Raw genomic sequence first — 24,140 nt, 5'->3', positions numbered from 1 at the left:
GCGGAAGACGGGTGGGCGCAGAGCGATACTTCGCTACTATTTTCACCCAGAAGTGCTCCACCACTTGCGAAACGCCCGACTGCGAACGCTTCTGGTGACAACCCAGGGGATTCAGCCCCTGTAGCCGATGATGAACGTGGCCAGCCGTTCAATCACCTCGGCGATGCACCCCCTCAGGTGTTATCACAGGACTGGCTCCTCCAACACCGTTACTTGGGCAACGCGCCTCTTCTGGCCTGCGCTAGCGCAGGTAGTACATTTATAAATAAAGGGTGAGCGGGGCGGTTGTCAACGATGGGGTCATGCGGATTTTTCATCCACTCCTGGCGGTCAGTAGTTCAGCTAATAAATGCTTCACTGCGCTAAGGGTTTACACTCAACATTACGCTAACGGCACTAAAACCATCACATTTTTCTGTGACTGGCGCTACAATCTTCCAAAGTCACAATTCTCAAAATCAGAAGAGTATTGCTAATGAAAAACATCAATCCAACGCAGACCGCTGCCTGGCAGGCACTACAGAAACACTTCGATGAAATGAAAGACGTTACGATCGCCGATCTTTTTGCTAAAGACGGCGATCGTTTTTCTAAGTTCTCCGCAACCTTCGACGATCAGATGCTGGTGGATTACTCCAAAAACCGCATCACTGAAGAGACGCTGGCGAAATTACAAGATCTGGCGAAAGAGTGCGATCTGGCGGGCGCGATTAAGTCGATGTTCTCTGGTGAGAAGATCAACCGCACCGAAAACCGCGCCGTGCTGCACGTAGCGCTGCGTAACCGTAGCAATACCCCGATTCTGGTTGATGGCAAAGACGTTATGCCGGAAGTCAACGCGGTGCTGGAGAAGATGAAAACCTTCTCGCAAGCGATTATTTCCGGTGAGTGGAAGGGTTATACCGGCAAAGCAATCACTGACGTAGTGAACATCGGGATCGGCGGTTCTGACCTCGGCCCATACATGGTGACCGAAGCACTGCGTCCGTACAAAAACCACCTGAACATGCACTTTGTTTCTAACGTCGATGGGACTCACATCGCGGAAGTGCTGAAAAAAGTAAACCCGGAAACCACGCTGTTCCTGGTAGCATCTAAAACCTTCACCACTCAGGAAACCATGACCAACGCCCATAGTGCGCGTGACTGGTTCCTGAAAGCGGCTGGTGATGAAAAACACGTTGCGAAACACTTTGCGGCGCTCTCAACCAACGCCAAAGCCGTTGGCGAGTTTGGTATTGATACCGCCAACATGTTCGAGTTCTGGGACTGGGTCGGTGGTCGTTACTCTTTATGGTCAGCGATTGGCCTGTCGATTGTTCTCTCCATCGGCTTTGATAACTTCGTTGAACTGCTTTCTGGCGCACACGCGATGGACAAGCATTTCTCCACCACGCCTGCCGAGAAAAACCTGCCTGTACTACTGGCGCTGATTGGCATCTGGTACAACAATTTCTTTGGCGCGGAAACTGAAGCGATTCTGCCGTATGACCAGTATATGCACCGTTTCGCGGCGTACTTCCAGCAGGGCAATATGGAGTCCAACGGTAAGTACGTTGACCGTAACGGTAACGTCGTGAATTACCAGACTGGCCCGATTATCTGGGGTGAACCAGGCACTAACGGTCAGCACGCGTTCTACCAGCTGATCCACCAGGGAACCAAAATGGTACCGTGCGATTTCATCGCCCCGGCTATCACCCATAACCCGCTCTCTGATCATCACCAGAAACTGCTGTCTAACTTCTTTGCTCAGACCGAAGCGCTGGCGTTTGGTAAATCCCGCGAAGTGGTTGAGCAGGAATATCGTGATCAGGGTAAAGATCCGGCAACGCTTGACTACGTGGTGCCGTTCAAAGTGTTCGAAGGTAACCGCCCGACCAACTCCATCCTGCTGCGCGAAATCACTCCGTTCAGCCTGGGTGCGTTGATTGCGCTGTATGAGCACAAAATCTTTACTCAGGGCGTGATTCTGAACATCTTCACCTTCGACCAGTGGGGCGTGGAGCTGGGTAAACAACTGGCGAACCGTATTCTGCCAGAGCTGAAAGATGATAAAGAAATCAGCAGCCACGATAGCTCGACCAATGGTCTGATTAACCGCTATAAAGCGTGGCGCGGTTAATTAAATAACCTTAATAAAAATGCCGACGTTATGTCGGCATTTTTTATCAGATAAATCCCCTTGTCTGTGATTTAACGGAAATCATGCTGTGAGGTTAATCCTAAAATAAATTTTTAATCGTGATTGATTTCGGAAAATACGTAGGTTGATTATTTTTGATTTTATTTTAACTTTTTGATTTTTAATCTTATTTATATATAAGTTGAAACTTATATTTGATATTCATTCCAATTATCCTAAAACCCCATCGCTAATTCCCCACACCGTAATTCGCATGCTTTAGTTGTGTATACTCGATCCCGCCCGAAATGTTTTTGGGTAAATCTCCATTCATTCAATGAAGGGAAATTGTTATGAAAAAAGTTCTGTATGGCATTTTTGCCATATCTGCGCTTGCGGCGACTTCTGCGTGGGCTGCACCTGTACAGGTGGGCGAAGCGGCAGGGTCGGCAGCAACGTCGGTTTCGGCGGGGAGTTCCTCCGCGACCAGCGTCAGCACCGTAAGCTCGGCGGTGGGTGTCGCGCTCGCGGCAACCGGTGGCGGTGATGGTTCTAATACCGGGACCACAACAACCACGACCACCAGTACCCAGTAATAAAGTATGTATCCCCAAAATAATTCGAGTCATTGCATCTGTGGCTTGAAGTATGAAGGGATTTACCATAACCACACTCCGGTGTGGTTATTCTGCCCCTCTGGAGAAGAGTCGTGAAGCGACCTGCACTCATTCTTATCTGCCTGCTATTACAGGCCTGTTCAGCCACGACTAAAGAGCTGGGCAATTCGCTGTGGGACAGTCTGTTCGGCACGCCAGGCGTACAGCTGACGGACGATGATATTCAAAATATGCCCTACGCCAGCCAGTACATGCAGCTTAATGGCGGGCCGCAATTGTTTGTGGTGCTGGCCTTTGCTGAAGACGGACAACAAAAATGGGTCACTCAGGATCAGGCCACTCTCGTCACACAACATGGTCGTCTGGTGAAGACTTTGCTTGGCGGCGACAACCTGATTGACGTGAATAACCTTGCCGCCGACCCGCTGATTAAACCCGCACAAATTGTTGATGGTGCAACATGGACGCGCACGATGGGCTGGACCGAGTACCAGCAGGTACGCTACGCCACCGCACGCTCAGTCTTCAAATGGGATGGCACCGATACCGTCAAAGTCGGCAGCGATGAAACTCCGGTTCGCGTGCTGGACGAAGACGTCTCCACCGACCAGGCGCGCTGGCATAACCGCTATTGGATCGACAGCGAAGGGCAAATTCGCCAGTCGGAACAGTATCTCGGCGCGGATTATTTCCCGGTGAAAACCACTCTCATCAAGGCGGCAAAACAATGATTAAACAAACTATTGTCGCATTGATTTTGAGTGTGGGGGCGTCATCGGTCTTCGCGGCGGGAACCGTCAAGGTATTCAGCAATGGCAGCAGTGAGGCCAAAACGCTGACGGGGGCAGAGCATTTAATCGATCTGGTAGGCCAACCGCGGCTGGCAAACAGTTGGTGGCCCGGTGCGGTGATTAGCGAAGAGCTGGCAACGGCGGCAGCATTGCGTCAGCAGCAGGCGTTGCTGACACGGCTGGCAGAACTAGCCGCAGATTCCAGCGCTGACGATGCCGCCGCCATTAACGCCTTACGCCAGCAAATTCAGGCGTTGAAGGTGACGGGCAGGCAAAAAATCAATCTTGATCCCGATATCGTCCGCGTTGCTGAACGCGGTAACCCGCCGTTGCAGGGCAACTACACGCTGTGGGTCGGACCACCGCCGTCCACGGTCACGTTATTCGGGCTTATCAGCCGTCCTGGCAAGCAGCCATTCACTCCAGGTCGCGACGTCGCAAGCTATCTCTCCGGCCAGAACCTGCTTAGCAGTGCGGATCGCAGCTACGCGTGGGTGGTTTACCCGGACGGACGCACGCAAAAAGCGCCGGTGGCTTACTGGAACAAGCGTCACGTAGAGCCGATGCCCGGCAGCATTATTTATGTTGGCCTCGCGGACTCCGTCTGGAGTAAGACGCCTGATGCCCTGAACGCCGACATTCTTCAGACTCTGACGCAGCGGATACCCCAATAATGAAAAAAAGACATCTGCTTAGCTTACTGGCGCTGGGCATTAGCACAGCTTGCTACGGCGAAACATATCCTGCGCCCATTGGTCCGTCGCAGTCGGATTTCGGTGGCGTAGGATTATTACAAACGCCCACCGCACGTATGGCACGGGAAGGGGAGCTGAGCCTGAACTATCGCGATAACGATCAGTACCGTTATTACTCAGCTTCAGTGCAACTCTTCCCGTGGCTGGAAACAACGCTGCGCTACACCGACGTGCGCACCCGGCAGTACAGCAGCGTCGAAGCGTTCTCTGGCGATCAAACGTATAAAGATAAAGCCTTCGATCTCAAACTGCGTTTGTGGGAAGAGAGTTACTGGCTGCCGCAAGTGGCGGTTGGTGCGCGGGATATCGGCGGTACGGGGCTGTTTGATGCGGAATATCTTGTTGCCAGCAAAGCCTGGGGGCCGTTCGATTTTACGCTCGGCCTGGGATGGGGATATCTGGGCACCAGCGGTAATGTGAAAAATCCGCTCTGTTCAGCCAGTGATAAATATTGCTATCGCGATAACAGCTACAAACAGGCGGGATCTATCGACGGTAGCCAGATGTTCCACGGTCCTGCCTCACTGTTTGGCGGCGTGGAATACCAGACGCCCTGGCAACCGCTGCGCCTGAAACTGGAGTATGAAGGCAATAATTATCAGCAGGATTTTGCCGGGAAGCTGGAGCAAAAAAGTAAGTTTAACGTCGGGGCGATTTATCGCGTTACCGATTGGGCCGACGTTAACCTTAGCTATGAACGTGGCAACACCTTTATGTTTGGCGTCACGCTGCGCACCAACTTTAACGATCTGCGCCCGTCCTACAACGATAACGCCCGCCCGCAATATCAACCGCAGCCGCAGGATGCCATTTTGCAGCATTCGGTGGTGGCAAATCAGTTAACGCTGTTGAAATACAACGCCGGACTGGCCGATCCGCAGATCCAGGCGAAAGGCGATACGCTGTATGTCACCGGCGAGCAGGTGAAATATCGTGATTCGCGCGAAGGGATCATCCGTGCTAATCGGATCGTGATGAACGATCTGCCGGATGGGATCAAAACGATCCGCATTACGGAGAATCGCCTTAACATGCCGCAGGTGACGACGGAAACCGATGTCGCCAGCCTGAAAAATCATCTTGCCGGAGAGCCGTTGGGCCACGAAACGACGCTGGCGCAAAAACGCGTCGAGCCAGTGGTTCCGAAGTCCACCGAGCAGGGCTGGTATATCGACAAATCACGCTTTGATTTCCATATCGATCCGGTGCTGAACCAGTCGGTCGGTGGCCCGGAAAACTTTTACATGTATCAGCTGGGCGTGATGGGAACGGCAGATTTGTGGCTGACGGACCATCTGCTGACCACTGGAAGCCTGTTTGCAAATCTTGCCAACAACTACGACAAGTTTAACTACACTAATCCACCGCAGGACTCGCACTTACCGCGCGTTCGTACCCATGTGCGCGAGTATGTGCAGAACGATGTCTATGTGAATAACCTGCAAGCCAACTACTTCCAGCATCTGGGCAACGGCTTCTACGGTCAGGTCTACGGTGGTTATCTCGAAACCATGTTTGGCGGTGCGGGGGCAGAAGTGTTGTATCGCCCGCTGGACAGCAACTGGGCGTTTGGTCTGGATGCCAACTACGTTAAACAGCGCGACTGGCGTAGCGCAAAAGATATGATGAAATTCACCGACTACAGCGTGAAAACCGGACATCTGACCGCATACTGGACGCCATCTTTCGCTCAGGATGTGTTAGTGAAAGCGAGCGTCGGGCAGTATCTGGCAGGGGATAAAGGCGGCACGCTGGAGATCGCCAAACGCTTTGATAGCGGCGTGGTGGTGGGTGGCTATGCCACGATCACCAATGTTTCGAAAGAGGAGTACGGCGAAGGGGACTTCACCAAAGGCGTGTATGTCTCTGTACCGCTGGATCTCTTCTCGTCTGGCCCGACACGCAGCCGTGCGGCAATTGGCTGGACGCCGCTGACGCGTGACGGTGGTCAGCAACTTGGGCGTAAGTTCCAGTTGTATGACATGACCAGCGACCGTAGCGTCAATTTCCGCTAAGTCATGGGAAAGGTGCCAGTTTTCGCACTCACTGGCACCTTTATTCTTAATGGCCTGTCGAGCCATCAGGAACGCAGTTCACCCCCGGTTTGCGATCTGGTGTGTAAAGGCGAAAACATTCTGTCTTCCTGTCCGTCGATATTGGTTGCAGGTCTGGTTGCCTGAGCGACTGGGCCATCATTGGGCTGGAGACATTGCTTTGCGGTAGGTCGGTTTTATCAGCAGTACCGAGCGGACCAGCATAAGCAGGAAGAACAGAGACTGATAACATCAAAGCAGCAAAATAAGGCTTCATTTTTACCACCTTTATCAGGTTACGTTTCATTTGTTCCAGAGGAACATTGTCGATTTTTCGCGCATTGCTGGTGGCTGGGAATCACCTGAATGGGTGATTTTTGCAGTACCGGCTATGGTGCGGTTTGTCTTGCCGGATGCGCCGCCAGGCGCGGCTTATCCAGCCTACGGGTAGGCCGCATCCGGCGTTGATGGGAGATGCTCTCTAAATCCAGGTTGAACAAAACATACACAAAAAATATAGATCACCGTCACATTTTTGCGTTATACAGGAAGCTCGCCATTGTGAAGGAGGTACTGCTATGACGTCACTCTCTCGTCCGCGCGTGGAGTTTATCTCCACCATTTTGCAGACCGTACTCAATCTTGGCCTGCTGTGCCTCGGCCTGATTTTGGTTGTCTTCCTCGGCAAAGAAACGGTGCATCTGGCTGATGTGCTGTTCGCGCCAGAACAAACCAGCAAATATGAGCTGGTAGAAGGGCTGGTGGTTTACTTTCTCTATTTCGAATTTATCGCGCTGATTGTGAAGTACTTTCAGTCCGGTTTTCACTTCCCGCTACGTTACTTTGTCTATATTGGGATCACCGCCATTGTGCGCTTGATCATCGTCGATCATAAATCGCCACTGGATGTGTTGATCTACTCGGCAGCGATCCTGTTGCTGGTGATCACCCTGTGGTTATGTAATTCGAAACGGTTGAAGCGGGAGTAAAAAAAGGCGCTCCGTGGAGCGCCGAATAACAGTCACAAGTTGGGATAACGTAAGTTGAGGGTGCAGCGGCATAACATTGGCAGAACAACATCTTTAACCTTTCACACCACCTGCCGTCAGGCCGTTGACCAGCCAGCGTTGAGCCAGCAAGAAGACGATGGTGATCGGTAATGCAGACATCACTGCAGCGGCGGCAAAGTCACCCCACAGGTAGTTTTGCGGGTTGAGGTATTGCTGCATTCCCACGGCCAGGGTGTAGCTGTTTACGTCACGCAGTAACAGCGACGCGACCGGAACTTCAGTAATGGCAGCGATAAACGACAGGATGAACACCACCGCCAGAATCGGTACTGACAGCGGTAACAAGACAAGGCGGAAGGCTTGCCACGGTGTCGCACCATCCAGCGCCGCCGCTTCTTCCAGCGAACTGTCGATGGTTTCGAAATAGCCTTTGATGGTCCAGACATGCAGCGCAATCCCACCCAGATACGCGAAAATTACGCCGCCGTGAGTATTCAGGCCAATGAATGGAATGTACTCACCCAGACGATCAAACAACGCATACAACGCGACCAGTGAAAGTACTGCCGGGAACATCTGGAAAATCAGCATTCCTTTCAGCAGCGTCGCTTTGCCTGGAAAGCGCATACGGGCGAAAGCGTAGGCGCAGGTGGTGGAGAGCGCCACAATGCCAATCGCGGAAATCCCGGCGACCTTTACCGAGTTCCACAGCCACAGCAGTACCGGGAATGGCGGTGGCGTAATGCGACCATCAGCCTGTTCCACACTAAAACCTAACGCCAGTTTCCAGTGATCCCAGGAGATTTGCTCCGGGATCAGACTACCGGTCGCGAAGTTCCCCTGACGCAGTGAGATAGCGACGACCATCAGCAGCGGGAACATAATCGCCGCGATAAAAAGTAGCAGTAGCAGGTGAGTAATAAACAAACGTGCTTTTTGCGATTTCGGTTGGACCATTGCCATTTTTGTTATCTCCCTTAATCAAACTTCATTCGCGTGGCTTTCAGGTTCACTATCGCCAGCGCGCCCACCAGCAGGAAGATCAGCGTGGCAATTGCTGCTGCCAGACCGAAGTCCTGACCCCCGCCGCCTTCAAAAGCGATGCGGTAGGTGTAGTTAACAAGCAGGTCGGTATAACCGGCTGGCGTGGTCGTGCCAAGACGATCCGGGCCGCCGTTGGTTAACAGTTGAATCAGCACGAAGTTGTTAAAGTTAAAGGCAAAGCTGGCGATCATCAGCGGCGTCAGCGGTTTAATCAGCAGCGGCAGCGTAATCTTAAAGAAGTTCTGGAATGGACCTGCGCCATCCATTGCTGAGGCTTCATACAAATCGTCCGGAATCGCTTTCAGCAAGCCCATGCAGAGGATCATCATGTACGGATAACCCAGCCAGGTGTTGACGATAATCAGCATCGTGCGGGCGGTGGTCGGATCGCTGAACCAGGCGGGCTTCACGCCAAACAGCGTGCTCAACATCATGTTGATCTCACCGAAGCTCTGGTTAAACAACCCTTTGAAAATCAAGATTGAAATGAACGATGGCACCGCATAGGGCAGAATCAGCAGGACGCGATAGACCGCTTTTCCGCGCAACGCTTCCCACTGCACCAGACACGCCAGAACCATGCCGACCGCCACCGTTAAAAAGACGGTGATCAGCGAGAACACCACGGTCCAGACGAAAATGGCGAGGAACGGTTTCTGAATGCCTTCGTCGGTGAAGACGCGGGTAAAGTTTTTCCAGCCAGTGGTCACGGTGTAACCGGGGCTTAGCTTTTCATCACCCCAGTTGCCGTCGGCGGTAATGGACTGGTAAAAGCCAATTTGGTTATTCGGACGATATTTCACGCCGCTCTGATTATTCGTCAACGTGCCGTCACCGTCGAGTGTGTAGAGCGGCTGCGTGCCAGAAAACTGGCGCAGGGAGCTCATCATCACTTTGTTGCCATCTGGCAGAATGGCGGTAATGTCACTCAGCGCCTGACGATTCTGGGTAATCACGCGCAGATTCGCGCGTTCGCCTTCGGGCTGGGCGGTCGTTTCTTTCAGTTGCAGTTTTTGCTCGCCGCCAAATTTAAACGCGTCGGAGAGGTAATTTTTGCCGGTTTCGCCGTCGCTGAGCGCCAGTTGCCACTCATCGCCCGCCGGGTAAAGACCAAAATTATAGGTTTTGCCTGCTTGCCAGGAGCGATCTAACAACACTTCCTGCGCACGTTCAAAAGTCAGCTGGTTAGTGCTGCTGTAGTTGGTGAAGGCAATGGCGATGGTGCAGACCAAAGGGAAGAGGACGAATAATCCCATTCCAGCCATTCCCGGGTAAACATAGCGCCAGGCGTAGGCTTTACGATTGGCGAAAATATACAGCCCCGCTGAACTCAATATCAGCGTGGTAATGGCGAACAGGTATTCCCCTTGTGCGTACATTAAAACAACAAGGTAACCCACCAGCAGGCCGAGCAGACCTAACACTGACCATTTCAGCGCGTCGCTTTGCCACCAATGTTTCTTTTTAATGACATCCATGGGGTTCTTCCTCATTCCAGGACGGATAAGGCTTTCACGCCTTATCCGACAACAACTGCCTGATGCGACGCTGACGCGCCTTACCAGGCCTACATACGTTTCAATTTCGTAGGCCGGATAAGGCGTTCACGCCGCATCCGGCATTTCACAGCATTACTTGGTGATACGAGTCTGCGCGTCTTTCAGGGCTTCATCGACAGTCTGACGACCGCTGGCGGCGTTGATCACCGCAGTACGCACGGCATACCAGAAAGCGGACATCTGCGGGATGTTCGGCATGATTTCACCTTTCTGGGCGTTTTCCATGGTGGCGGCAATACGTGGATCTTTCGCCAACTCTTCCTCGTAAGACTTCAGCGCTACGGCACCCAGCGGTTTGTCTTTATTAACCGCTTCCAGACCTTCGTCAGTCAGCAGATAGTTTTCGAGGAACTCTTTCGCCAGCTCTTTGTTCGGACTGGCGGCGTTAATACCTGCGCTCAGCACGCCAACGAACGGTTTGGATGGATGACCCTTGAAGGTCGGCAGTACCGTTACACCATAATTCACTTTGCTGGTGTCGATGTTGGACCATGCCCACGGGCCGTTGATGGTCATCGCTGTTTCGCCTTTATTAAAGGCAGCTTCTGCGATGGAGTAATCGGTGTCTGCATTCATGTGTTTGTTTTTAATCAGGTCAACCAGGAAGGTCAGACCCGCTTTCGCGCCAGCGTTATCCACGCCCACGTCTTTAATGTCGTACTTGCCGTTTTCATACTTGAACGCATAACCCCCGTCAGCAGCAATCAGCGGCCAGGTGAAGTACGGTTCTTGCAGGTTGAACATCAGCGCGCTCTTGCCTTTCGCTTTCAGTTCTTTATCCAGCGCCGGGATCTCTTCCCAGGTTTTTGGCGGGTTCGGCAGCAGATCTTTGTTATAAATCAGCGATAACGCTTCAACAGCGATCGGGTAAGCAATCAGCTTGCCGTTGTAACGTACGGCATCCCAGGTAAACGGATACAGCTTGTCCTGGAACGCTTTGTCCGGGGTGATTTCAGCCAACAGGCCAGATTGAGCGTAGCCACCAAAGCGGTCGTGCGCCCAGAAGATAATGTCAGGGCCATCGCCAGTTGCCGCAACCTGAGGGAATTTCTCTTCCAGTTTATCCGGATGCTCAACGGTGACTTTAATTCCGGTATCTTTCTCGAATTTCTTACCGACTTCAGCGAGACCGTTATAGCCTTTATCGCCGTTAATCCAGATTACCAGTTTACCTTCTTCGATTTTGGCGAGAGCCGAGGCGGAAAACATCATCGTCGTTAATGCGGATAATGCGAGGATGCGTGCACCTGTTTTTATTTTCATAATCTATGGTCCTTGTTGGTGAAGTGCTCGTGAAAACACCTAAACGGACTCTAGTTTCTTTATACAGCAACCTCTTTCCATCCTCCTTGCCCCTACGCCCCACCGTTGCTTTGTGTGATCTCTGTTACAGAATTGGCGGTAATGTGGAGATGCGCACATAAAATCGCCACGATTTTTGCAAGCAACATCACGAAATTCCTTACATGACCTCGGTTTAGTTCACAGAAGCCGCGTTCTCATCCTCCCGCCTCCTCCCCCATAAAAAAGCCAGGGGGTGGAGGATTTAAGCCATCTCCTGATGACGCATAGTCAGCCCATCATGAATGTTGCTGTCGATGACAGGTTGTTACAAAGGGAGAAGGGCATGGCGAGCGTACAGCTGCAAAATGTAACGAAAGCCTGGGGCGAGGTCGTGGTATCGAAAGATATCAATCTCGATATCCATGAAGGTGAATTCGTGGTGTTTGTCGGACCGTCTGGCTGCGGTAAATCGACTTTACTGCGCATGATTGCCGGGCTTGAGACGATCACCAGCGGCGACCTGTTCATCGGTGAGAAACGGATGAATGACACTCCGCCAGCAGAACGCGGCGTTGGTATGGTGTTTCAGTCTTACGCGCTCTATCCCCACCTGTCAGTAGCAGAAAACATGTCATTTGGCCTGAAACTGGCAGGCGCAAAAAAAGAGGTGATTAACCAACGCGTCAACCAGGTGGCGGAAGTGCTGCAACTGGCGCATTTGCTGGATCGCAAACCGAAAGCGCTCTCCGGTGGTCAGCGTCAGCGTGTGGCGATTGGCCGTACGCTGGTGGCCGAGCCAAGCGTATTTTTGCTCGATGAACCGCTCTCCAACCTCGATGCTGCACTGCGTGTGCAAATGCGTATCGAAATCTCCCGTCTGCATAAACGCCTGGGCCGCACAATGATTTACGTCACCCACGATCAGGTCGAAGCGATGACGCTGGCCGACAAAATCGTGGTGCTGGACGCCGGTCGCGTGGCGCAGGTTGGGAAACCGCTGGAGCTGTACCACTATCCGGCAGACCGTTTTGTCGCCGGATTTATCGGTTCGCCAAAGATGAACTTCCTGCCGGTAAAAGTGACCGCCACTGCAATCGATCAAGTGCAGGTGGAGCTGCCGATGCCAAATCGTCAGCAAGTCTGGCTGCCGGTTGAAAGCCGTGATGTCCAGGTTGGAGCCAATATGTCGCTGGGTATTCGCCCGGAACATCTACTGCCAAGTGATATCGCTGACGTCATCCTTGAGGGTGAAGTTCAGGTCGTCGAGCAACTCGGCAACGAAACCCAAATCCATATCCAGATCCCTTCCATTCGTCAAAACCTGGTGTACCGCCAGAACGACGTGGTGTTGGTAGAAGAAGGTGCCACATTCGCTATCGGCCTGCCGCCAGAGCGTTGCCATCTGTTCCGTGAGGATGGCACTGCATGTCGTCGACTGCATAAGGAGCCGGGCGTTTAAGCACCCCACAAAACACACAAAGCCTGTCACAGGTGATGTGAAAAAAGAAAAGCAATGACTCAGGAGATAGAATGATGATTACTCTGCGCAAACTTCCTCTGGCGGTTGCCGTCGCAGCGGGCGTAATGTCTGCTCAGGCAATGGCTGTTGATTTCCACGGCTATGCACGTTCCGGTATTGGCTGGACAGGTAGCGGCGGTGAACAACAGTGTTTCCAGACTACCGGTGCTCAAAGTAAATACCGTCTTGGCAACGAATGTGAAACTTATGCTGAATTAAAATTGGGTCAGGAAGTGTGGAAAGAAGGCGATAAGAGCTTCTATTTCGACACTAACGTGGCCTATTCCGTCGCACAACAGAATGACTGGGAAGCTACCGATCCGGCCTTCCGTGAAGCAAACGTGCAGGGTAAAAACCTGATCGAATGGCTGCCAGGCTCCACCATCTGGGCAGGTAAGCGCTTCTACCAACGTCATGACGTTCATATGATCGACTTCTACTACTGGGATATTTCTGGTCCTGGTGCCGGTCTGGAAAACATCGATGTTGGCTTCGGTAAACTCTCTCTGGCAGCAACCCGCTCCTCTGAAGCTGGTGGTTCTTCCTCTTTCGCCAGCAACAATATTTATGACTATACCAACGAAACCGCGAACGACGTTTTCGACGTGCGTTTAGCGCAGATGGAAATCAACCCGGGCGGCACATTAGAACTGGGTGTCGACTACGGTCGTGCCAACCTGCGTGATAACTATCGTCTGGTTGATGGCGCATCGAAAGACGGTTGGTTATTCACTGCTGAACATACTCAGAGTGTCCTGAAGGGCTTTAACAAGTTTGTTGTTCAGTACGCTACTGACTCGATGACCTCGCAGGGTAAAGGTCTGTCGCAGGGTTCTGGCGTCGCGTTTGATAACGAAAAATTTGCCTACAATATCAACAACAACGGTCACATGCTGCGTATCCTCGACCACGGTGCGATCTCCATGGGCGATAACTGGGACATGATGTACGTGGGTATGTACCAGGATATCAACTGGGATAACGACAACGGCACCAAGTGGTGGACCGTCGGTATTCGCCCGATGTACAAGTGGACGCCAATCATGAGCACCGTGATGGAAATCGGCTACGACAACGTCGAATCCCAGCGCACCGGCGACAAGAACAATCAGTACAAAATTACCCTTGCACAACAATGGCAGGCTGGCGACAGCATCTGGTCACGCCCGGCTATTCGTGTCTTCGCAACCTACGCCAAGTGGGATGAGAAATGGGGTTATGACTACACCGGTAACGCCAATACCAACACTAACTTCGGCAAAGCCGTTCCTGCTGATTTCAACGGCGGCAGCTTCGGCCGTGGTGACAGCGACGAGTGGACCTTCGGTGCCCAGATGGAAATCTGGTGGTAATAGCAAAAACTGGGCCGGATAAGGTGCTTGCGCCGCATCCGGCATAAAAACAGGTTGTCATTATCTGAAAGGGGCGCAAGCCCCTCTGATTATCGGGTTTAGCGCGCTATTGCCTGGCTACCGCTGAGCTCCAGATTTTGAGGTGAAAACAATGAAAATGAATAAAAGTCTCATCGCCCTCTGTTTATCAGCAGGGTTGCTGGCAAGCGCGCCTGGAATCAGCCTTGCCGATGTTAACTACGTACCGCAAAACACCAGCGACGCGCCAGCCATTCCATCTGCCGCGCTGCAACAACTCACCTGGACACCGGTCGATCAATCTAAAACCCAGACCACCCAACTGGCGACTGGCGGCCAACAACTGAACGTTCCCGGCATCAGTGGTCCGGTTGCTGCGTACAGCGTCCCGGCAAACATTGGCGAACTGACCCTAACGCTGACCAGCGAAGTGAACAAACAAACCAGCGTATTTGCGCCGAACGTGCTGATTCTTGATCAGAATATGACCCCATCAGCCTTCTTCCCCAGCAGTTATTTCACCTACCAGGAACCAGGCGTGATGAGTGCAGATCGTCTGGAAGGCGTTATGCGCCTGACACCGGCGTTGGGGCAGCAAAAACTTTATGTTCTGGTCTTTACCACGGAAAAAGACCTCCAGCAGACGACCCAACTGCTCGACCCGGCTAAAGCCTATGCCAAAGGCGTCGGTAACTCGATCCCGGATATTCCTGACCCGGTTGCTCGTCATACCACCGATGGCTTACTGAAACTGAAAGTCAAAACGAACTCCAGTTCCAGCGTGTTGGTCGGGCCACTATTTGGTTCTTCCGCTCCAGCTCCGGTTACGGTAGGCAACACGGCGGCACCAGCTGTGGCTGCACCCGCTCCGGCACCGGTGAAGAAAAGCGAGCCGATGCTCAACGACACGGAAAGTTATTTTAATACCGCGATCAAAAACGCTGTCGCGAAAGGTGATGTTGATAAGGCGTTAAAACTGCTTGATGAAGCTGAACGCCTGGGGTCAACATCTGCCCGTTCCACCTTTATCAGCAGTGTAAAAGGCAAGGGGTAATTACGCCCCACAGTGCTGATTTTGCAACAACTGGTGCGTCTCCTGGCGCACCTTTTTTTATGCTTCATTCCAGGGATATGAGCGATTTTTTATAGTACTTCACTTCTTCTTCACTAAGAATATCCATTATCTCAATGCATTATCAGAGATTCTTTTCCTTTCGCCGGTAGTGTCTGGACGCTCAGGCTACTTTTTCCAGTTATTTCATTTCTGTAATGCAGAGGTTTTATGTTAGGTCATATCTCAAAGTTTGACGGCAATAACTCTTTGATAAAACATGATGTGGTGCAAGGAAATAATAAATTAGATCTTGATTTACTACGTAATTTTAATGGGGTGCCAGGTTTAAATAGAGATAACTTTATTTATATCAGTGATATATTTTTAAATATAAAACAACGGAACGAAAAAAATCATGCAATAAATATGTTTCGTGAAGTCTCAATCAGTAATGATATTATAAGCGTAAAATTCTATAGAAATGAAGAAATAGAATGTGCTTGTGATTTTCTGATGGATAAAGATGCGCAGGGGTATACTGACCTGTCTGATTTGGATTTAACAAGTTGTCATTTTAAAGGTGACGTTATTTCGAAGGTGTCTTTTTTATCGTCAAATCTACAACATGTAACATTCGAATGTAAAGAAATAGGGGATTGCAATTTTACTACTGCAACAGTTGATAATGTCATATTTAAATGTCGACGTTTACACAATGTGATTTTTATCAAAGCGAGTGGCGAATATGTCGATTTTAGCCAAAGTATTCTTGATACAGTTGACTTCTCGCGGAGCCAGCTTACTCATAGTAATTTTCGTGAATGTCAGATTAGAAATTCAAAGTTCAATAATTGTTATCTTTATGCTTCGCACTTCACCAGAGCAGAATTTCTTTCTGACAAAGAAATATCATTTATTAAATCGAATTTGACAGCTGTCGTGTTTGATCATGTGCGAATATCGACAGGGAATTTTAAAGACAGCGTTACACAACGAATGGTATTATCTATTGATTACTCAGATATATTTGGAAATGAAGATCTCGATGACTATATCAATAATATTATAAAAATGATTGATACATTGCCAGATGATCCAGCGATATTGAAATCCGTTCTGGCAGTAAAATTGGTGATGCAATTAAAAATTCTTAATATTGTTAATAAAAACTTTATTGAGAATATGAAGAAAATATTTAGCCATTGTCCTTATATAAAAGATCCAATTATACGTAGTTATATCCATCCTGATGAAGATAACAAGTTCGATAATTTTATGCGTCAAAATCGATTCAGTAAGATGCATTTCGATACCCAACAGATGATCGATTTTATTAACAGATTTAATATGAATAAATGGCTGATTGATCAAAATAACAATTTTTTTATCCAACTTATCGATCAGGCTCTACGATCAACGAATGATACGATCAAAGAAAATGCCTGGCATCTTTATAAAGAGTGGATTCGTAGTGATGATGTTTCACCTTTATTTATAGAAATTGAAGATAATTTAAGAACCTTTAACACGAATGAATTAACACGAAACGATAATATCTTTATCCTGTTCTCCTCTGTCTATGATGGGCCAGTTATGGTGGTAAGCTCCCAGCGCTTACATGATATGTTGAATCCTACAAAAGATACCAATTGGAATTCCACGTATATCTACAAATCCAGACATGAGATGTTGCCTGTTAATCTTACTCCGGAAACACTTTTCGGCACCAAATCTCAGGATAAACATGCTCTTTTCCCAATTTTTACTGCGAGTTGGCGAGCTAATCGTATAAAGAATAAAGGTATTTAAGTAAAGGAAAACATCATCGTTCCTGGCATCCTGGGCGGTGATGTCCCTATGGTTGCCCTCGCCAGCACGGGCATCGGCAAAGCGTAAGGTTCAACAGCGTTTTACCACTTCATGCGATTGTTGCGTTTTTGTTGCGCATTAGATCACTTAATTTGCTTTACATCTCCCGTAAACACTTTTCTGCGATACAATGCCTTTACGTTATGTAACGGAGAGTTCGGCATGTCACACCCCGCGTTAACGCAACTGCGTGCGCTGCGCTATTTTACAGAGATCCCTGCCCTGGATACGCAACTGCGCGACTGGCTGTTGCTGGAAGATTCCATGACAAAACGTTTTGAACAGCAGGGAAAAACGGTGAGCGTGACGATGATCCGCGAAGGGTTTGTCGAGCAGAATGAAATCCCCGAAGAACTGCCGCTGCTGCCGAAAGAGTCTCGTTACTGGTTACGTGAAATTTTGTTATGTGCCGATGGTGAACCGTGGCTTGCCGGTCGTACCGTCGTTCCTGTGTCAACGTTAAGCGGGCCGGAGCTGGCGTTACAAAAATTGGGTAAAACGCCGTTAGGACGCTATCTGTTCACATCATCGACATTAACCCGGGACTTTATTGAGATAGGCCGTGATGCCGGGCTGTGGGGGCGACGTTCCCGCCTGCGATTAAGCGGTAAACCGCTGTTGCTAACAGAACTGTTTTTACCGGCGTCACCGTTGTACTAAGAGGAAAAAAATATGGAGTGGAGTCTGACGCAGAATAAGCTGCTGGCGTTTCATCGCTTAATGCGTACGGATAAGCCAATTGGCGCGTTACTGCTGCTCTGGCCAACATTATGGGCGTTGTGGGTGGCGACACCGGGCGTTCCCCAGCTCTGGATCCTGGCGGTGTTTGTCGCGGGTGTCTGGCTGATGCGCGCTGCCGGATGTGTGGTGAATGATTATGCTGACCGCAAGTTTGATGGTCATGTTAAGCGCACGGCGAACCGACCGCTTCCCAGCGGCGCGGTAACGGAGAAAGAGGCGCGCGCGCTGTTTGTCGTGCTGGTACTGATTTCGTTTTTACTGGTGCTGACGCTGAATACGATGACCATTCTGTTGTCGATTGCCGCGCTGGCGCTGGCGTGGGTGTACCCGTTTATGAAGCGGTATACCCATCTACCGCAAGTGGTGCTGGGCGCGGCGTTTGGCTGGTCGATTCCAATGGCTTTTGCTGCTGTGAGTGAGTCGGTGCCATTGAGTTGCTGGTTAATGTTCCTCGCCAATATTCTCTGGGCGGTGGCTTACGACACGCAGTATGCGATGGTTGACCGCGATGATGATGTGAAGATTGGCATTAAATCCACCGCAATCCTGTTCGGCCAATACGATAAATTGATTATTGGTATTTTGCAGATTGGCGTACTGGCGCTGATGGCGATCATCGGTGAGTTAAATGGCTTAGGCTGGGGATATTACTGGTCAATTCTGGTGGCTGGCGCGCTGTTTGTTTATCAACAAAAACTGATTGCCAACCGCGAGCGTGAAGCCTGCTTTAAAGCATTTATGAATAATAACTATGTTGGTCTGGTACTGTTTTTAGGGCTGGCAATGAGTTACTGGCATTTCTGATGATGTAAAAAAGCCGGATGATCATCCGGCTTCCTTCTGGGTTGCCTGATGCGCTGCGCTTCTCAGGCCTACACAACATATCGCAATTTATTGAATTTGCAGATCATGGTAGGCCGAATAAGGCGTTTGCGCCGCATCCGGCAATTCTCCCTGATTACCCTTCGCCCTGCGTCGCACTCTCAATCGTCAAACGCACGTCTGATGTAATCAACTCCGCCAGCAACTGATACACCTTCATCGTTTCTGCCGGTTCGGCGTCGCCGCTATCGCTGATATACCCTTCATCACGCAGTGTTAGCACCAGAGAACTGAACACCGCCTTGTCGAAGAACTCCGGCGCGTTGATACCGTGCAGCACGGAGAGACGTTGCGCGACGGTGCGGCTCTCTTTCTCCAGCGTACCGCGGTTGATCGACGGGTTGGCGCTCAACAGCCAGAAGGTAATGGCATAACGTTGCAGCGTTTCGCGCGCGCCTGCGGCCAGCAGCTGTAGCGTGCGAGAATGCGCCGGGTTGATATGCAACTCATCATCTTGCAGGGTAATCAGCCCCTGACGTTGCATCTCATTTGCCAGTGCATCAATAACGTCCGGCAACTCGTCGCGATCCCAGCGCAGGAACAGCTCCGCTTTCAGCATTGGGTAAAGCACATTGACGTGCTCCATCAATACGTCGCGGGAGATGTGGCGATGCTGGGTGACAATTGCCGCCATCAGCGAAGGCAGCACCAACATATGCGCAATGTTGTTGCGATAGTAGGTCATCAGCACCGCTTGCTCGCGCGGCAGAATGATGATGTCGCCGATAGTGTCTTTCTCAACTTCAAACTTGTTCATTTGCAGCGCGTGATCGATAAGCTCGCTGGCGCTGGCTGAAGGAACGGTAGAGTCCGTGGAGTAAGGCACGTTGCGCATCAGATCCAGGTAGCAGTTGAGTTGCTCGGTTAACTGCTCGCGGGTGAGTGAGCGCTGACGTGACGCCAGAAGCGCAGTACAGCACAGGTTCATGGCGTTTGCCGCGCCTGCGTTGTTAATGCGTACCATCAGATCGGCAGCAATATTATTGACCGTCGGCGTTAACCAGGCCGGACGCACCGCTTCGATGGGATCGATAGATTCACGCCAGTCTGGTACGTGCTGGTTAAGGTAGGTCATCAACGGCATTGGTTCACCGAAGTTGACGTAACCCTGACCGAGATTACGCAGCTTGCTTAAACCGCGCAGCATCTGCGGCAGGCTCTCTTTCTCTTTCGTTGCACCGCGCAGTTCTTTGGCGTAAGTACCCACTTCCATGACGTGCTCATAACCGATGTAGATCGGAATCAGCGTAATCGGACGCGTGCCGCCACGCAGCATCGCCTGAATGGTCATCGATAGCGTTCCGGTTTTCGGATCCAGCAAACGCCCCGTACGGGAACGACCGCCTTCCACGAAATACTCGACGGAATAACCACGGCTGAACAGTTCGCCGAGATACTCACGGAAAACGGTGGAATAGAGCTTATTGCCTTTAAACGTACGGCGAATAAAGAACGCCCCCAGACGGCGGAAAATCGGCCCGGCAGGCCAGAAATTCAGGTTGATCCCAGCGGCGATATGCGGCGGCACCAGCCCCTGGTGATACAGCACGTAAGAAAGCAGCAGGTAGTCCATGTGACTGCGGTGGCAAGGCACATACACCAGCTCATGACCGTCGTGGGCCAACTGGCGAACGCGCTCGGCGTTATGGACGTTGATACCCTGGTAAAGTCGGTTCCAGGTGAAGCCCAGAATACGGTCAGTCAGGCGAATCATCTCGTAAGAGAAATTCGCCGCAATCTCTTCCATCAGTGCAATCGCGTTCTGCTGCGCTTTTTCATGGGAGATTTTTTTGCTGCGCGCTTCATCTTCTACCGCTTTCGCAATGGCGCGGGAGGCGAGCAGCTTATTAAACAGATCCTGACGAGCAGGCAAACGTGGGCCTACGGCAGCCAGACGTTGACGGGCAAAGTGCATACGCGCCACGCGCGCCAGTTTCTGCGCGATAGTTTTATCCGTGCCGTGTTCATCCGCCATACGGCGCAGCGAAACTGACGGTGAGAAACGCACAAAACTGTCGCGACCGAGCCACAGTACAGCGAAAAATTTCTGTACGCCGTTAAGCATACGCAGCGGCGGGTTCACTTCGCCTTTTTCACGCCCCGGCGCGCGACCAAACATCACCGACACTGGCACCATCTGCACATCCAGATTTGGGTTGCTACGGTGCAAATCGAGATAGTCGTGGAACAGCTTAATAGACTCTTCTTTCGGCGTGTAATAGGTGAATACACGCGGCCCGCCGTGAATGAACACATAGCGCGGCAGTAGCGTGCCGTCGATTTCCAGCGGCTCTAACGGGTCAGGCAGGTCATGTGCCAGACACTGGGCGCGCAACGTCAGCAAGTCTGCTTTCGAGTTGTACGGTAAAACGTACATAATTGGACGAGAGGTATCCAGCCCCAGTTCCGGGGCAGGATCTGCCGGAATAGACTTGCTTTTTACCAGGATGCTTAATGGTAAATTCAGTAATTTGTAGTAAATTCGTGGCCAGCCGGACATAAACGATGTAAAGCCTCTGGTTAATAATGCAAATGCGCGGCAAGGATAGCAGAAAGTCATGGGAAATTCTGTGGTATCCGCTCATGTTTCGCGCGGCGTTACGCAAACCCGAATCATCGGATTTAACGGTACACTGATATTGACGCTCATAATGTAAAAAGGTTCTTTCAATGGCCAATAATACCACTGGACTCACCCGAATTATCAAAGCTGCTGGCTATTCCTGGAAAGGTTTACGCGCTGCATGGATCAACGAAGCGGCATTCCGTCAGGAAGGCGTAGCGGTATTGTTGGCGGTGGTCATCGCCTGCTGGCTGGATGTGGACGCAATTACCCGCGTGCTGCTTATCAGCTCCGTGATGCTGGTGATGATTGTGGAAATCCTCAATAGCGCCATCGAAGCAGTGGTTGACCGAATTGGCTCTGAATACCATGAGCTATCCGGACGCGCTAAAGATATGGGATCCGCCGCGGTGCTGATTGCGATTATCGTCGCCGTGATTACCTGGTGCATCCTGTTATGGTCGCATTTTGGATAACCCTTCCAGATTTCGATAAATCTCTGGTTTATTGTGCAGTTTATGGTTCCAAAATCGCCTTTTGCTGTATATACTCACAGCATAACTGTATATACACCCAGGGGGCGGAATGAAAGCGTTAACGGCCAGGCAACAAGAGGTGTTTGATCTCATCCGTGATCACATCAGCCAGACAGGTATGCCGCCGACGCGTGCGGAAATCGCGCAGCGTTTGGGGTTCCGTTCCCCAAACGCGGCTGAAGAACATCTGAAGGCGCTGGCACGCAAAGGCGTTATTGAAATTGTTTCCGGCGCATCACGCGGGATTCGTCTGTTGCAGGAAGAGGAAGAAGGGTTGCCGCTGGTAGGTCGTGTGGCTGCCGGTGAACCGCTTCTGGCGCAACAGCATATTGAAGGTCATTATCAGGTCGATCCTTCCTTATTCAAGCCGAATGCTGATTTCCTGCTGCGCGTCAGCGGGATGTCGATGAAAGATATCGGCATTATGGATGGCGACTTGCTGGCAGTGCATAAAACTCAGGATGTACGTAACGGTCAGGTCGTTGTCGCACGTATTGATGACGAAGTTACCGTTAAGCGCCTGAAAAAACAGGGCAATAAAGTCGAACTGTTGCCAGAAAATAGCGAGTTTAAACCAATTGTCGTTGACCTTCGTCAGCAGAGCTTCACCATTGAAGGGCTGGCGGTTGGGGTTATTCGCAACGGCGACTGGCTGTAACATATCTCTGAGACCGCGATGCCGCCAGGCGTCGCGGTTTGTTTTTCATCTCTCTTCATCAGGCTTGTCTGCATGGCATTCCTCACTTCATCTGATAAAGCACTCTGGCATCTCGCCTTACCCATGATTTTCTCCAATATCACCGTTCCGTTGCTGGGACTGGTCGATACGGCGGTAATTGGTCATCTTGATAGCCCGGTTTATTTGGGCGGCGTGGCGGTTGGTGCAACGGCGACCAGCTTTCTCTTTATGCTGTTGCTGTTTTTGCGCATGAGCACTACCGGGCTGACTGCGCAGGCTTATGGTGCCAAAAATCCTCAGGCATTAGCCCGTGCGCTGGTGCAACCGTTGCTGTTGGCGTTGGGGGCCGGGGCGTTAATTGCGCTGCTGCGTACGCCGATTATCGATCTGGCGCTGCATATTGTTGGCGGCAGCGAAGCGGTGCTAGAACAGGCGCGGCGCTTTCTTGAAATCCGCTGGTTAAGCGCACCGGCGTCGCTGGCGAATCTGGTATTACTTGGTTGGTTACTCGGCGTGCAATATGCCCGTGCACCAGTAATTTTGTTAGTGGTCGGCAATATCCTCAACATTGTGCTGGATGTCTGGCTGGTGATGGGGCTGCATATGAACGTGCAGGGCGCGGCGCTGGCGACGGTTATTGCGGAATATGCAACATTGCTGATTGGTCTGCTAATGGTGCGTAAAATCCTCAAACTTCGCGGAATATCCGGCGAAATGCTGAAAACTGCCTGGCGAGGAAACTTCCGTCGCTTGCTGGCGCTTAACCGCGATATCATGCTGCGCTCGCTGTTGTTGCAACTCTGTTTCGGCGCGATCACCGTACTTGGCGCGCGACTGGGGAGTGACATTATCGCTGTTAACGCGGTTCTGATGACGTTACTCACCTTTACCGCCTATGCGCTGGATGGTTTTGCCTACGCGGTTGAAGCACATTCTGGTCAGGCGTACGGTGCGCGCGACGGTAGCCAGTTACTGGATGTCTGGCGGGCAGCGTGCCGCCAGTCGGGGATTGTAGCGTTACTGTTTTCGGTGGTTTATTTGCTGGCAGGGGAACACATCATTGCGTTACTGACGTCGTTAACCCAGATTCAGCAGCTGGCCGACCGCTATCTTATCTGGCAGGTGATTTTGCCGTTGGTTGGCGTCTGGTGTTATCTGCTGGACGGCATGTTTATAGGCGCAACGCGTGCCGCCGAAATGCGTAACAGTATGGCGGTGGCCGCCGCAGGTTTTGCGCTGACGCTCCTTACGCTGCCGTGGCTGGGTAATCATGGTTTGTGGCTGGCATTAACCGTCTTTCTGGCTTTGCGCGGGCTTTCTCTGGCGGCTATCTGGCGGCGTCACTGGCGCAATGGTACCTGGTTTGCCGCAACGTGACGGTTAAAAATTCTGAATAAATAATCCTAAGCCAAATTGCTGACTACACTTAATCTCACGTTCAGAAGAAAAGTGAACGTACTCTCATTCACAACCTAACGATGAGGTCTTGATTATGAATAAAGATGAAGCCGGCGGTAACTGGAAACAGTTTAAAGGTAAAGTGAAAGAGCAATGGGGCAAACTGACCGATGATGATATGACGATCATTGAAGGTAAACGTGATCAACTGGTCGGTAAAATCCAGGAACGTTATGGTTATCAGAAAGATCAGGCAGAAAAAGAGGTCGTGGATTGGGAAACCCGCAATGAGTATCGCTGGTAATTAATCC

22 protein-coding genes and 1 riboswitch are annotated in these 24,140 nt (G+C 51.1%); of the genes, 17 read left to right on the top strand and 5 right to left on the bottom strand.

The genetic code is table 11. The annotated features are described in order from the left end of the window. Positions 1 to 42: 42 nt before the first annotated feature. Positions 43 to 239: riboswitch (Lysine riboswitch) on the bottom strand. A gap of 236 nt (positions 240 to 475) precedes the next feature. The 5 genes from pgi to ACJHYD_RS08600 all read left to right on the top strand — a co-directional run bounded on the left by pgi (position 476) and on the right by ACJHYD_RS08600 (position 6,303). After that, positions 476 to 2,125 (top strand): glucose-6-phosphate isomerase, encoded by a 1,650-nt coding sequence (gene pgi, locus ACJHYD_RS08620; protein ID WP_000789997.1) that lies wholly within the window; start codon positions 476 to 478, stop codon positions 2,123 to 2,125. 353 nt (positions 2,126 to 2,478) lie between these two features. Continuing rightward, positions 2,479 to 2,721: an exopolysaccharide production protein YjbE gene (gene yjbE / locus ACJHYD_RS08615; RefSeq protein WP_000757333.1), complete on the top strand. Its 243-nt coding sequence runs from the start codon at positions 2,479 to 2,481 to the stop codon at positions 2,719 to 2,721. 113 nt (positions 2,722 to 2,834) lie between these two features. After that, the gene (locus tag ACJHYD_RS08610) at positions 2,835 to 3,473 is read left to right on the top strand and encodes a YjbF family lipoprotein (RefSeq protein ID WP_001305725.1); all 639 of its coding nucleotides are present in this window, start codon (positions 2,835 to 2,837) and stop codon (positions 3,471 to 3,473) included. Next, entirely contained in the window at positions 3,470 to 4,207 is a 738-nt protein-coding gene (locus ACJHYD_RS08605; protein ID WP_001550420.1) for a capsule biosynthesis GfcC family protein, read from the top strand. Before ACJHYD_RS08610 ends, ACJHYD_RS08605 begins: the two co-directional genes overlap by 4 nt. After that, a complete protein-coding gene (locus ACJHYD_RS08600; RefSeq protein ID WP_001550422.1) occupies positions 4,207 to 6,303 on the top strand; it encodes a YjbH domain-containing protein in 2,097 nt (698 codons plus the stop codon). Before ACJHYD_RS08605 ends, ACJHYD_RS08600 begins: the two co-directional genes overlap by 1 nt. A gap of 46 nt (positions 6,304 to 6,349) precedes the next feature. Here the strand turns inward: ACJHYD_RS08600 and ACJHYD_RS08595 are convergent, their stop codons facing one another. Further along, complete coding sequence (locus tag ACJHYD_RS08595; RefSeq protein ID WP_001328330.1) at positions 6,350 to 6,628, bottom strand: hypothetical protein; 279 nt, start codon at positions 6,626 to 6,628, stop codon at positions 6,350 to 6,352. On the opposite strand from ACJHYD_RS08595, the gene ACJHYD_RS08590 reads away from it, so the two are divergent. Continuing rightward, positions 6,629 to 6,772 carry a hypothetical protein gene (locus ACJHYD_RS08590; RefSeq protein WP_000487761.1) on the top strand — a complete coding sequence of 48 codons (144 nt, stop codon included), beginning with the start codon at positions 6,629 to 6,631 and terminating at the stop codon, positions 6,770 to 6,772. Positions 6,773 to 6,899: 127 nt separating this feature from the next. Then, the gene (gene psiE, locus ACJHYD_RS08585) at positions 6,900 to 7,310 is read left to right on the top strand and encodes a phosphate-starvation-inducible protein PsiE (RefSeq protein ID WP_000202902.1); all 411 of its coding nucleotides are present in this window, start codon (positions 6,900 to 6,902) and stop codon (positions 7,308 to 7,310) included. 93 nt (positions 7,311 to 7,403) lie between these two features. On the opposite strand, the gene malG is transcribed toward psiE, so the two are convergent. The 3 genes from malG to malE all read right to left on the bottom strand — a co-directional run bounded on the left by malG (position 7,404) and on the right by malE (position 11,197). After that, positions 7,404 to 8,294 (bottom strand): maltose ABC transporter permease MalG, encoded by an 891-nt coding sequence (gene malG / locus ACJHYD_RS08580; RefSeq protein WP_001252058.1) that lies wholly within the window; start codon positions 8,292 to 8,294, stop codon positions 7,404 to 7,406. A gap of 14 nt (positions 8,295 to 8,308) precedes the next feature. Then, positions 8,309 to 9,853 (bottom strand): maltose ABC transporter permease MalF, encoded by a 1,545-nt coding sequence (malF, locus tag ACJHYD_RS08575; protein WP_001315138.1) that lies wholly within the window; start codon positions 9,851 to 9,853, stop codon positions 8,309 to 8,311. A gap of 153 nt (positions 9,854 to 10,006) precedes the next feature. Beyond that, a complete protein-coding gene (gene malE, locus ACJHYD_RS08570) occupies positions 10,007 to 11,197 on the bottom strand; it encodes a maltose/maltodextrin ABC transporter substrate-binding protein MalE (RefSeq protein WP_000695381.1) in 1,191 nt (396 codons plus the stop codon). 364 nt (positions 11,198 to 11,561) lie between these two features. Here malE and malK point away from each other — a divergent pair, with 364 nt between their 5' ends. From malK to ubiA, 6 genes are all read left to right on the top strand, one after another. After that, a complete protein-coding gene (gene malK, locus ACJHYD_RS08565) occupies positions 11,562 to 12,677 on the top strand; it encodes a maltose/maltodextrin ABC transporter ATP-binding protein MalK (protein ID WP_000179165.1) in 1,116 nt (371 codons plus the stop codon). Between the two features lie 71 nt (positions 12,678 to 12,748). Continuing rightward, complete coding sequence (gene lamB / locus ACJHYD_RS08560; protein ID WP_000973665.1) at positions 12,749 to 14,089, top strand: maltoporin LamB; 1,341 nt, start codon at positions 12,749 to 12,751, stop codon at positions 14,087 to 14,089. A gap of 151 nt (positions 14,090 to 14,240) precedes the next feature. Further along, positions 14,241 to 15,161: a maltose operon protein MalM gene (gene malM / locus ACJHYD_RS08555; protein ID WP_000783444.1), complete on the top strand. Its 921-nt coding sequence runs from the start codon at positions 14,241 to 14,243 to the stop codon at positions 15,159 to 15,161. Between the two features lie 228 nt (positions 15,162 to 15,389). Then, positions 15,390 to 16,970 carry a SopA family protein gene (locus tag ACJHYD_RS08550; protein WP_001550423.1) on the top strand — a complete coding sequence of 527 codons (1,581 nt, stop codon included), beginning with the start codon at positions 15,390 to 15,392 and terminating at the stop codon, positions 16,968 to 16,970. Positions 16,971 to 17,192: 222 nt separating this feature from the next. Beyond that, positions 17,193 to 17,690: a chorismate lyase gene (ubiC, locus tag ACJHYD_RS08545; protein WP_001550424.1), complete on the top strand. Its 498-nt coding sequence runs from the start codon at positions 17,193 to 17,195 to the stop codon at positions 17,688 to 17,690. Between the two features lie 12 nt (positions 17,691 to 17,702). Beyond that, complete coding sequence (ubiA, locus tag ACJHYD_RS08540) at positions 17,703 to 18,575, top strand: 4-hydroxybenzoate octaprenyltransferase (protein ID WP_000455227.1); 873 nt, start codon at positions 17,703 to 17,705, stop codon at positions 18,573 to 18,575. Positions 18,576 to 18,729: 154 nt separating this feature from the next. Here the strand turns inward: ubiA and plsB are convergent, their stop codons facing one another. Continuing rightward, on the bottom strand, positions 18,730 to 21,153 hold the full coding sequence (gene plsB, locus ACJHYD_RS08535) for a glycerol-3-phosphate 1-O-acyltransferase PlsB (RefSeq protein ID WP_000017354.1): 2,424 nt from the start codon (positions 21,151 to 21,153) through the stop codon (positions 18,730 to 18,732). A 170-nt stretch (positions 21,154 to 21,323) separates the two neighbouring features. On the opposite strand from plsB, the gene dgkA reads away from it, so the two are divergent. From dgkA to ACJHYD_RS08515, 4 genes are all read left to right on the top strand, one after another. Continuing rightward, positions 21,324 to 21,692, top strand: a complete 369-nt coding sequence (gene dgkA / locus ACJHYD_RS08530) for a diacylglycerol kinase (protein WP_000002913.1) — start codon at positions 21,324 to 21,326, stop codon at positions 21,690 to 21,692. A 109-nt stretch (positions 21,693 to 21,801) separates the two neighbouring features. Next, the gene (gene lexA / locus ACJHYD_RS08525; RefSeq protein WP_000646078.1) at positions 21,802 to 22,410 is read left to right on the top strand and encodes a transcriptional repressor LexA; all 609 of its coding nucleotides are present in this window, start codon (positions 21,802 to 21,804) and stop codon (positions 22,408 to 22,410) included. A 72-nt stretch (positions 22,411 to 22,482) separates the two neighbouring features. Then, a complete protein-coding gene (dinF, locus tag ACJHYD_RS08520; protein ID WP_001301116.1) occupies positions 22,483 to 23,808 on the top strand; it encodes an MATE family efflux transporter DinF in 1,326 nt (441 codons plus the stop codon). Positions 23,809 to 23,923: 115 nt separating this feature from the next. Then, on the top strand, positions 23,924 to 24,133 hold the full coding sequence (locus tag ACJHYD_RS08515; protein ID WP_001030593.1) for a CsbD family protein: 210 nt from the start codon (positions 23,924 to 23,926) through the stop codon (positions 24,131 to 24,133). Positions 24,134 to 24,140 lie beyond the last annotated feature (7 nt).

Source organism: Escherichia sp. WS1368, from assembly GCF_046487485.1.
GTDB classification, from domain to species: Bacteria; Pseudomonadota; Gammaproteobacteria; order Enterobacterales; family Enterobacteriaceae; genus Escherichia; species Escherichia coli.
Note: the sequence above shows the minus strand (reverse complement) of the source record. Positions and strands in the feature narration are given on the sequence as shown.

Excerpts from the sequence above, each read along its gene's own strand:
- pgi (WP_000789997.1), top strand. The coding sequence starts at position 476 with ATGAAAAACATCAATCCAACGCAGACCGCTGCCTGGCAGGCACTACAG.
- yjbE (WP_000757333.1), top strand. The coding sequence starts at position 2,479 with ATGAAAAAAGTTCTGTATGGCATTTTTGCCATATCTGCGCTTGCGGCG.
- ACJHYD_RS08605 (WP_001550420.1), top strand. The coding sequence starts at position 3,470 with ATGATTAAACAAACTATTGTCGCATTGATTTTGAGTGTGGGGGCGTCA.
- ACJHYD_RS08600 (WP_001550422.1), top strand. The coding sequence starts at position 4,207 with ATGAAAAAAAGACATCTGCTTAGCTTACTGGCGCTGGGCATTAGCACA.
- ACJHYD_RS08595 (WP_001328330.1), bottom strand. The coding sequence starts at position 6,628 with ATGAAACGTAACCTGATAAAGGTGGTAAAAATGAAGCCTTATTTTGCT.
- psiE (WP_000202902.1), top strand. The coding sequence starts at position 6,900 with ATGACGTCACTCTCTCGTCCGCGCGTGGAGTTTATCTCCACCATTTTG.
- malG (WP_001252058.1), bottom strand. The coding sequence starts at position 8,294 with ATGGCAATGGTCCAACCGAAATCGCAAAAAGCACGTTTGTTTATTACT.
- malF (WP_001315138.1), bottom strand. The coding sequence starts at position 9,853 with ATGGATGTCATTAAAAAGAAACATTGGTGGCAAAGCGACGCGCTGAAA.
- malE (WP_000695381.1), bottom strand. The coding sequence starts at position 11,197 with ATGAAAATAAAAACAGGTGCACGCATCCTCGCATTATCCGCATTAACG.
- malK (WP_000179165.1), top strand. The coding sequence starts at position 11,562 with ATGGCGAGCGTACAGCTGCAAAATGTAACGAAAGCCTGGGGCGAGGTC.
- lamB (WP_000973665.1), top strand. The coding sequence starts at position 12,749 with ATGATGATTACTCTGCGCAAACTTCCTCTGGCGGTTGCCGTCGCAGCG.
- malM (WP_000783444.1), top strand. The coding sequence starts at position 14,241 with ATGAAAATGAATAAAAGTCTCATCGCCCTCTGTTTATCAGCAGGGTTG.
- ACJHYD_RS08550 (WP_001550423.1), top strand. The coding sequence starts at position 15,390 with ATGTTAGGTCATATCTCAAAGTTTGACGGCAATAACTCTTTGATAAAA.
- ubiC (WP_001550424.1), top strand. The coding sequence starts at position 17,193 with ATGTCACACCCCGCGTTAACGCAACTGCGTGCGCTGCGCTATTTTACA.
- ubiA (WP_000455227.1), top strand. The coding sequence starts at position 17,703 with ATGGAGTGGAGTCTGACGCAGAATAAGCTGCTGGCGTTTCATCGCTTA.
- plsB (WP_000017354.1), bottom strand. The coding sequence starts at position 21,153 with ATGTCCGGCTGGCCACGAATTTACTACAAATTACTGAATTTACCATTA.
- dgkA (WP_000002913.1), top strand. The coding sequence starts at position 21,324 with ATGGCCAATAATACCACTGGACTCACCCGAATTATCAAAGCTGCTGGC.
- lexA (WP_000646078.1), top strand. The coding sequence starts at position 21,802 with ATGAAAGCGTTAACGGCCAGGCAACAAGAGGTGTTTGATCTCATCCGT.
- dinF (WP_001301116.1), top strand. The coding sequence starts at position 22,483 with ATGGCATTCCTCACTTCATCTGATAAAGCACTCTGGCATCTCGCCTTA.
- ACJHYD_RS08515 (WP_001030593.1), top strand. The coding sequence starts at position 23,924 with ATGAATAAAGATGAAGCCGGCGGTAACTGGAAACAGTTTAAAGGTAAA.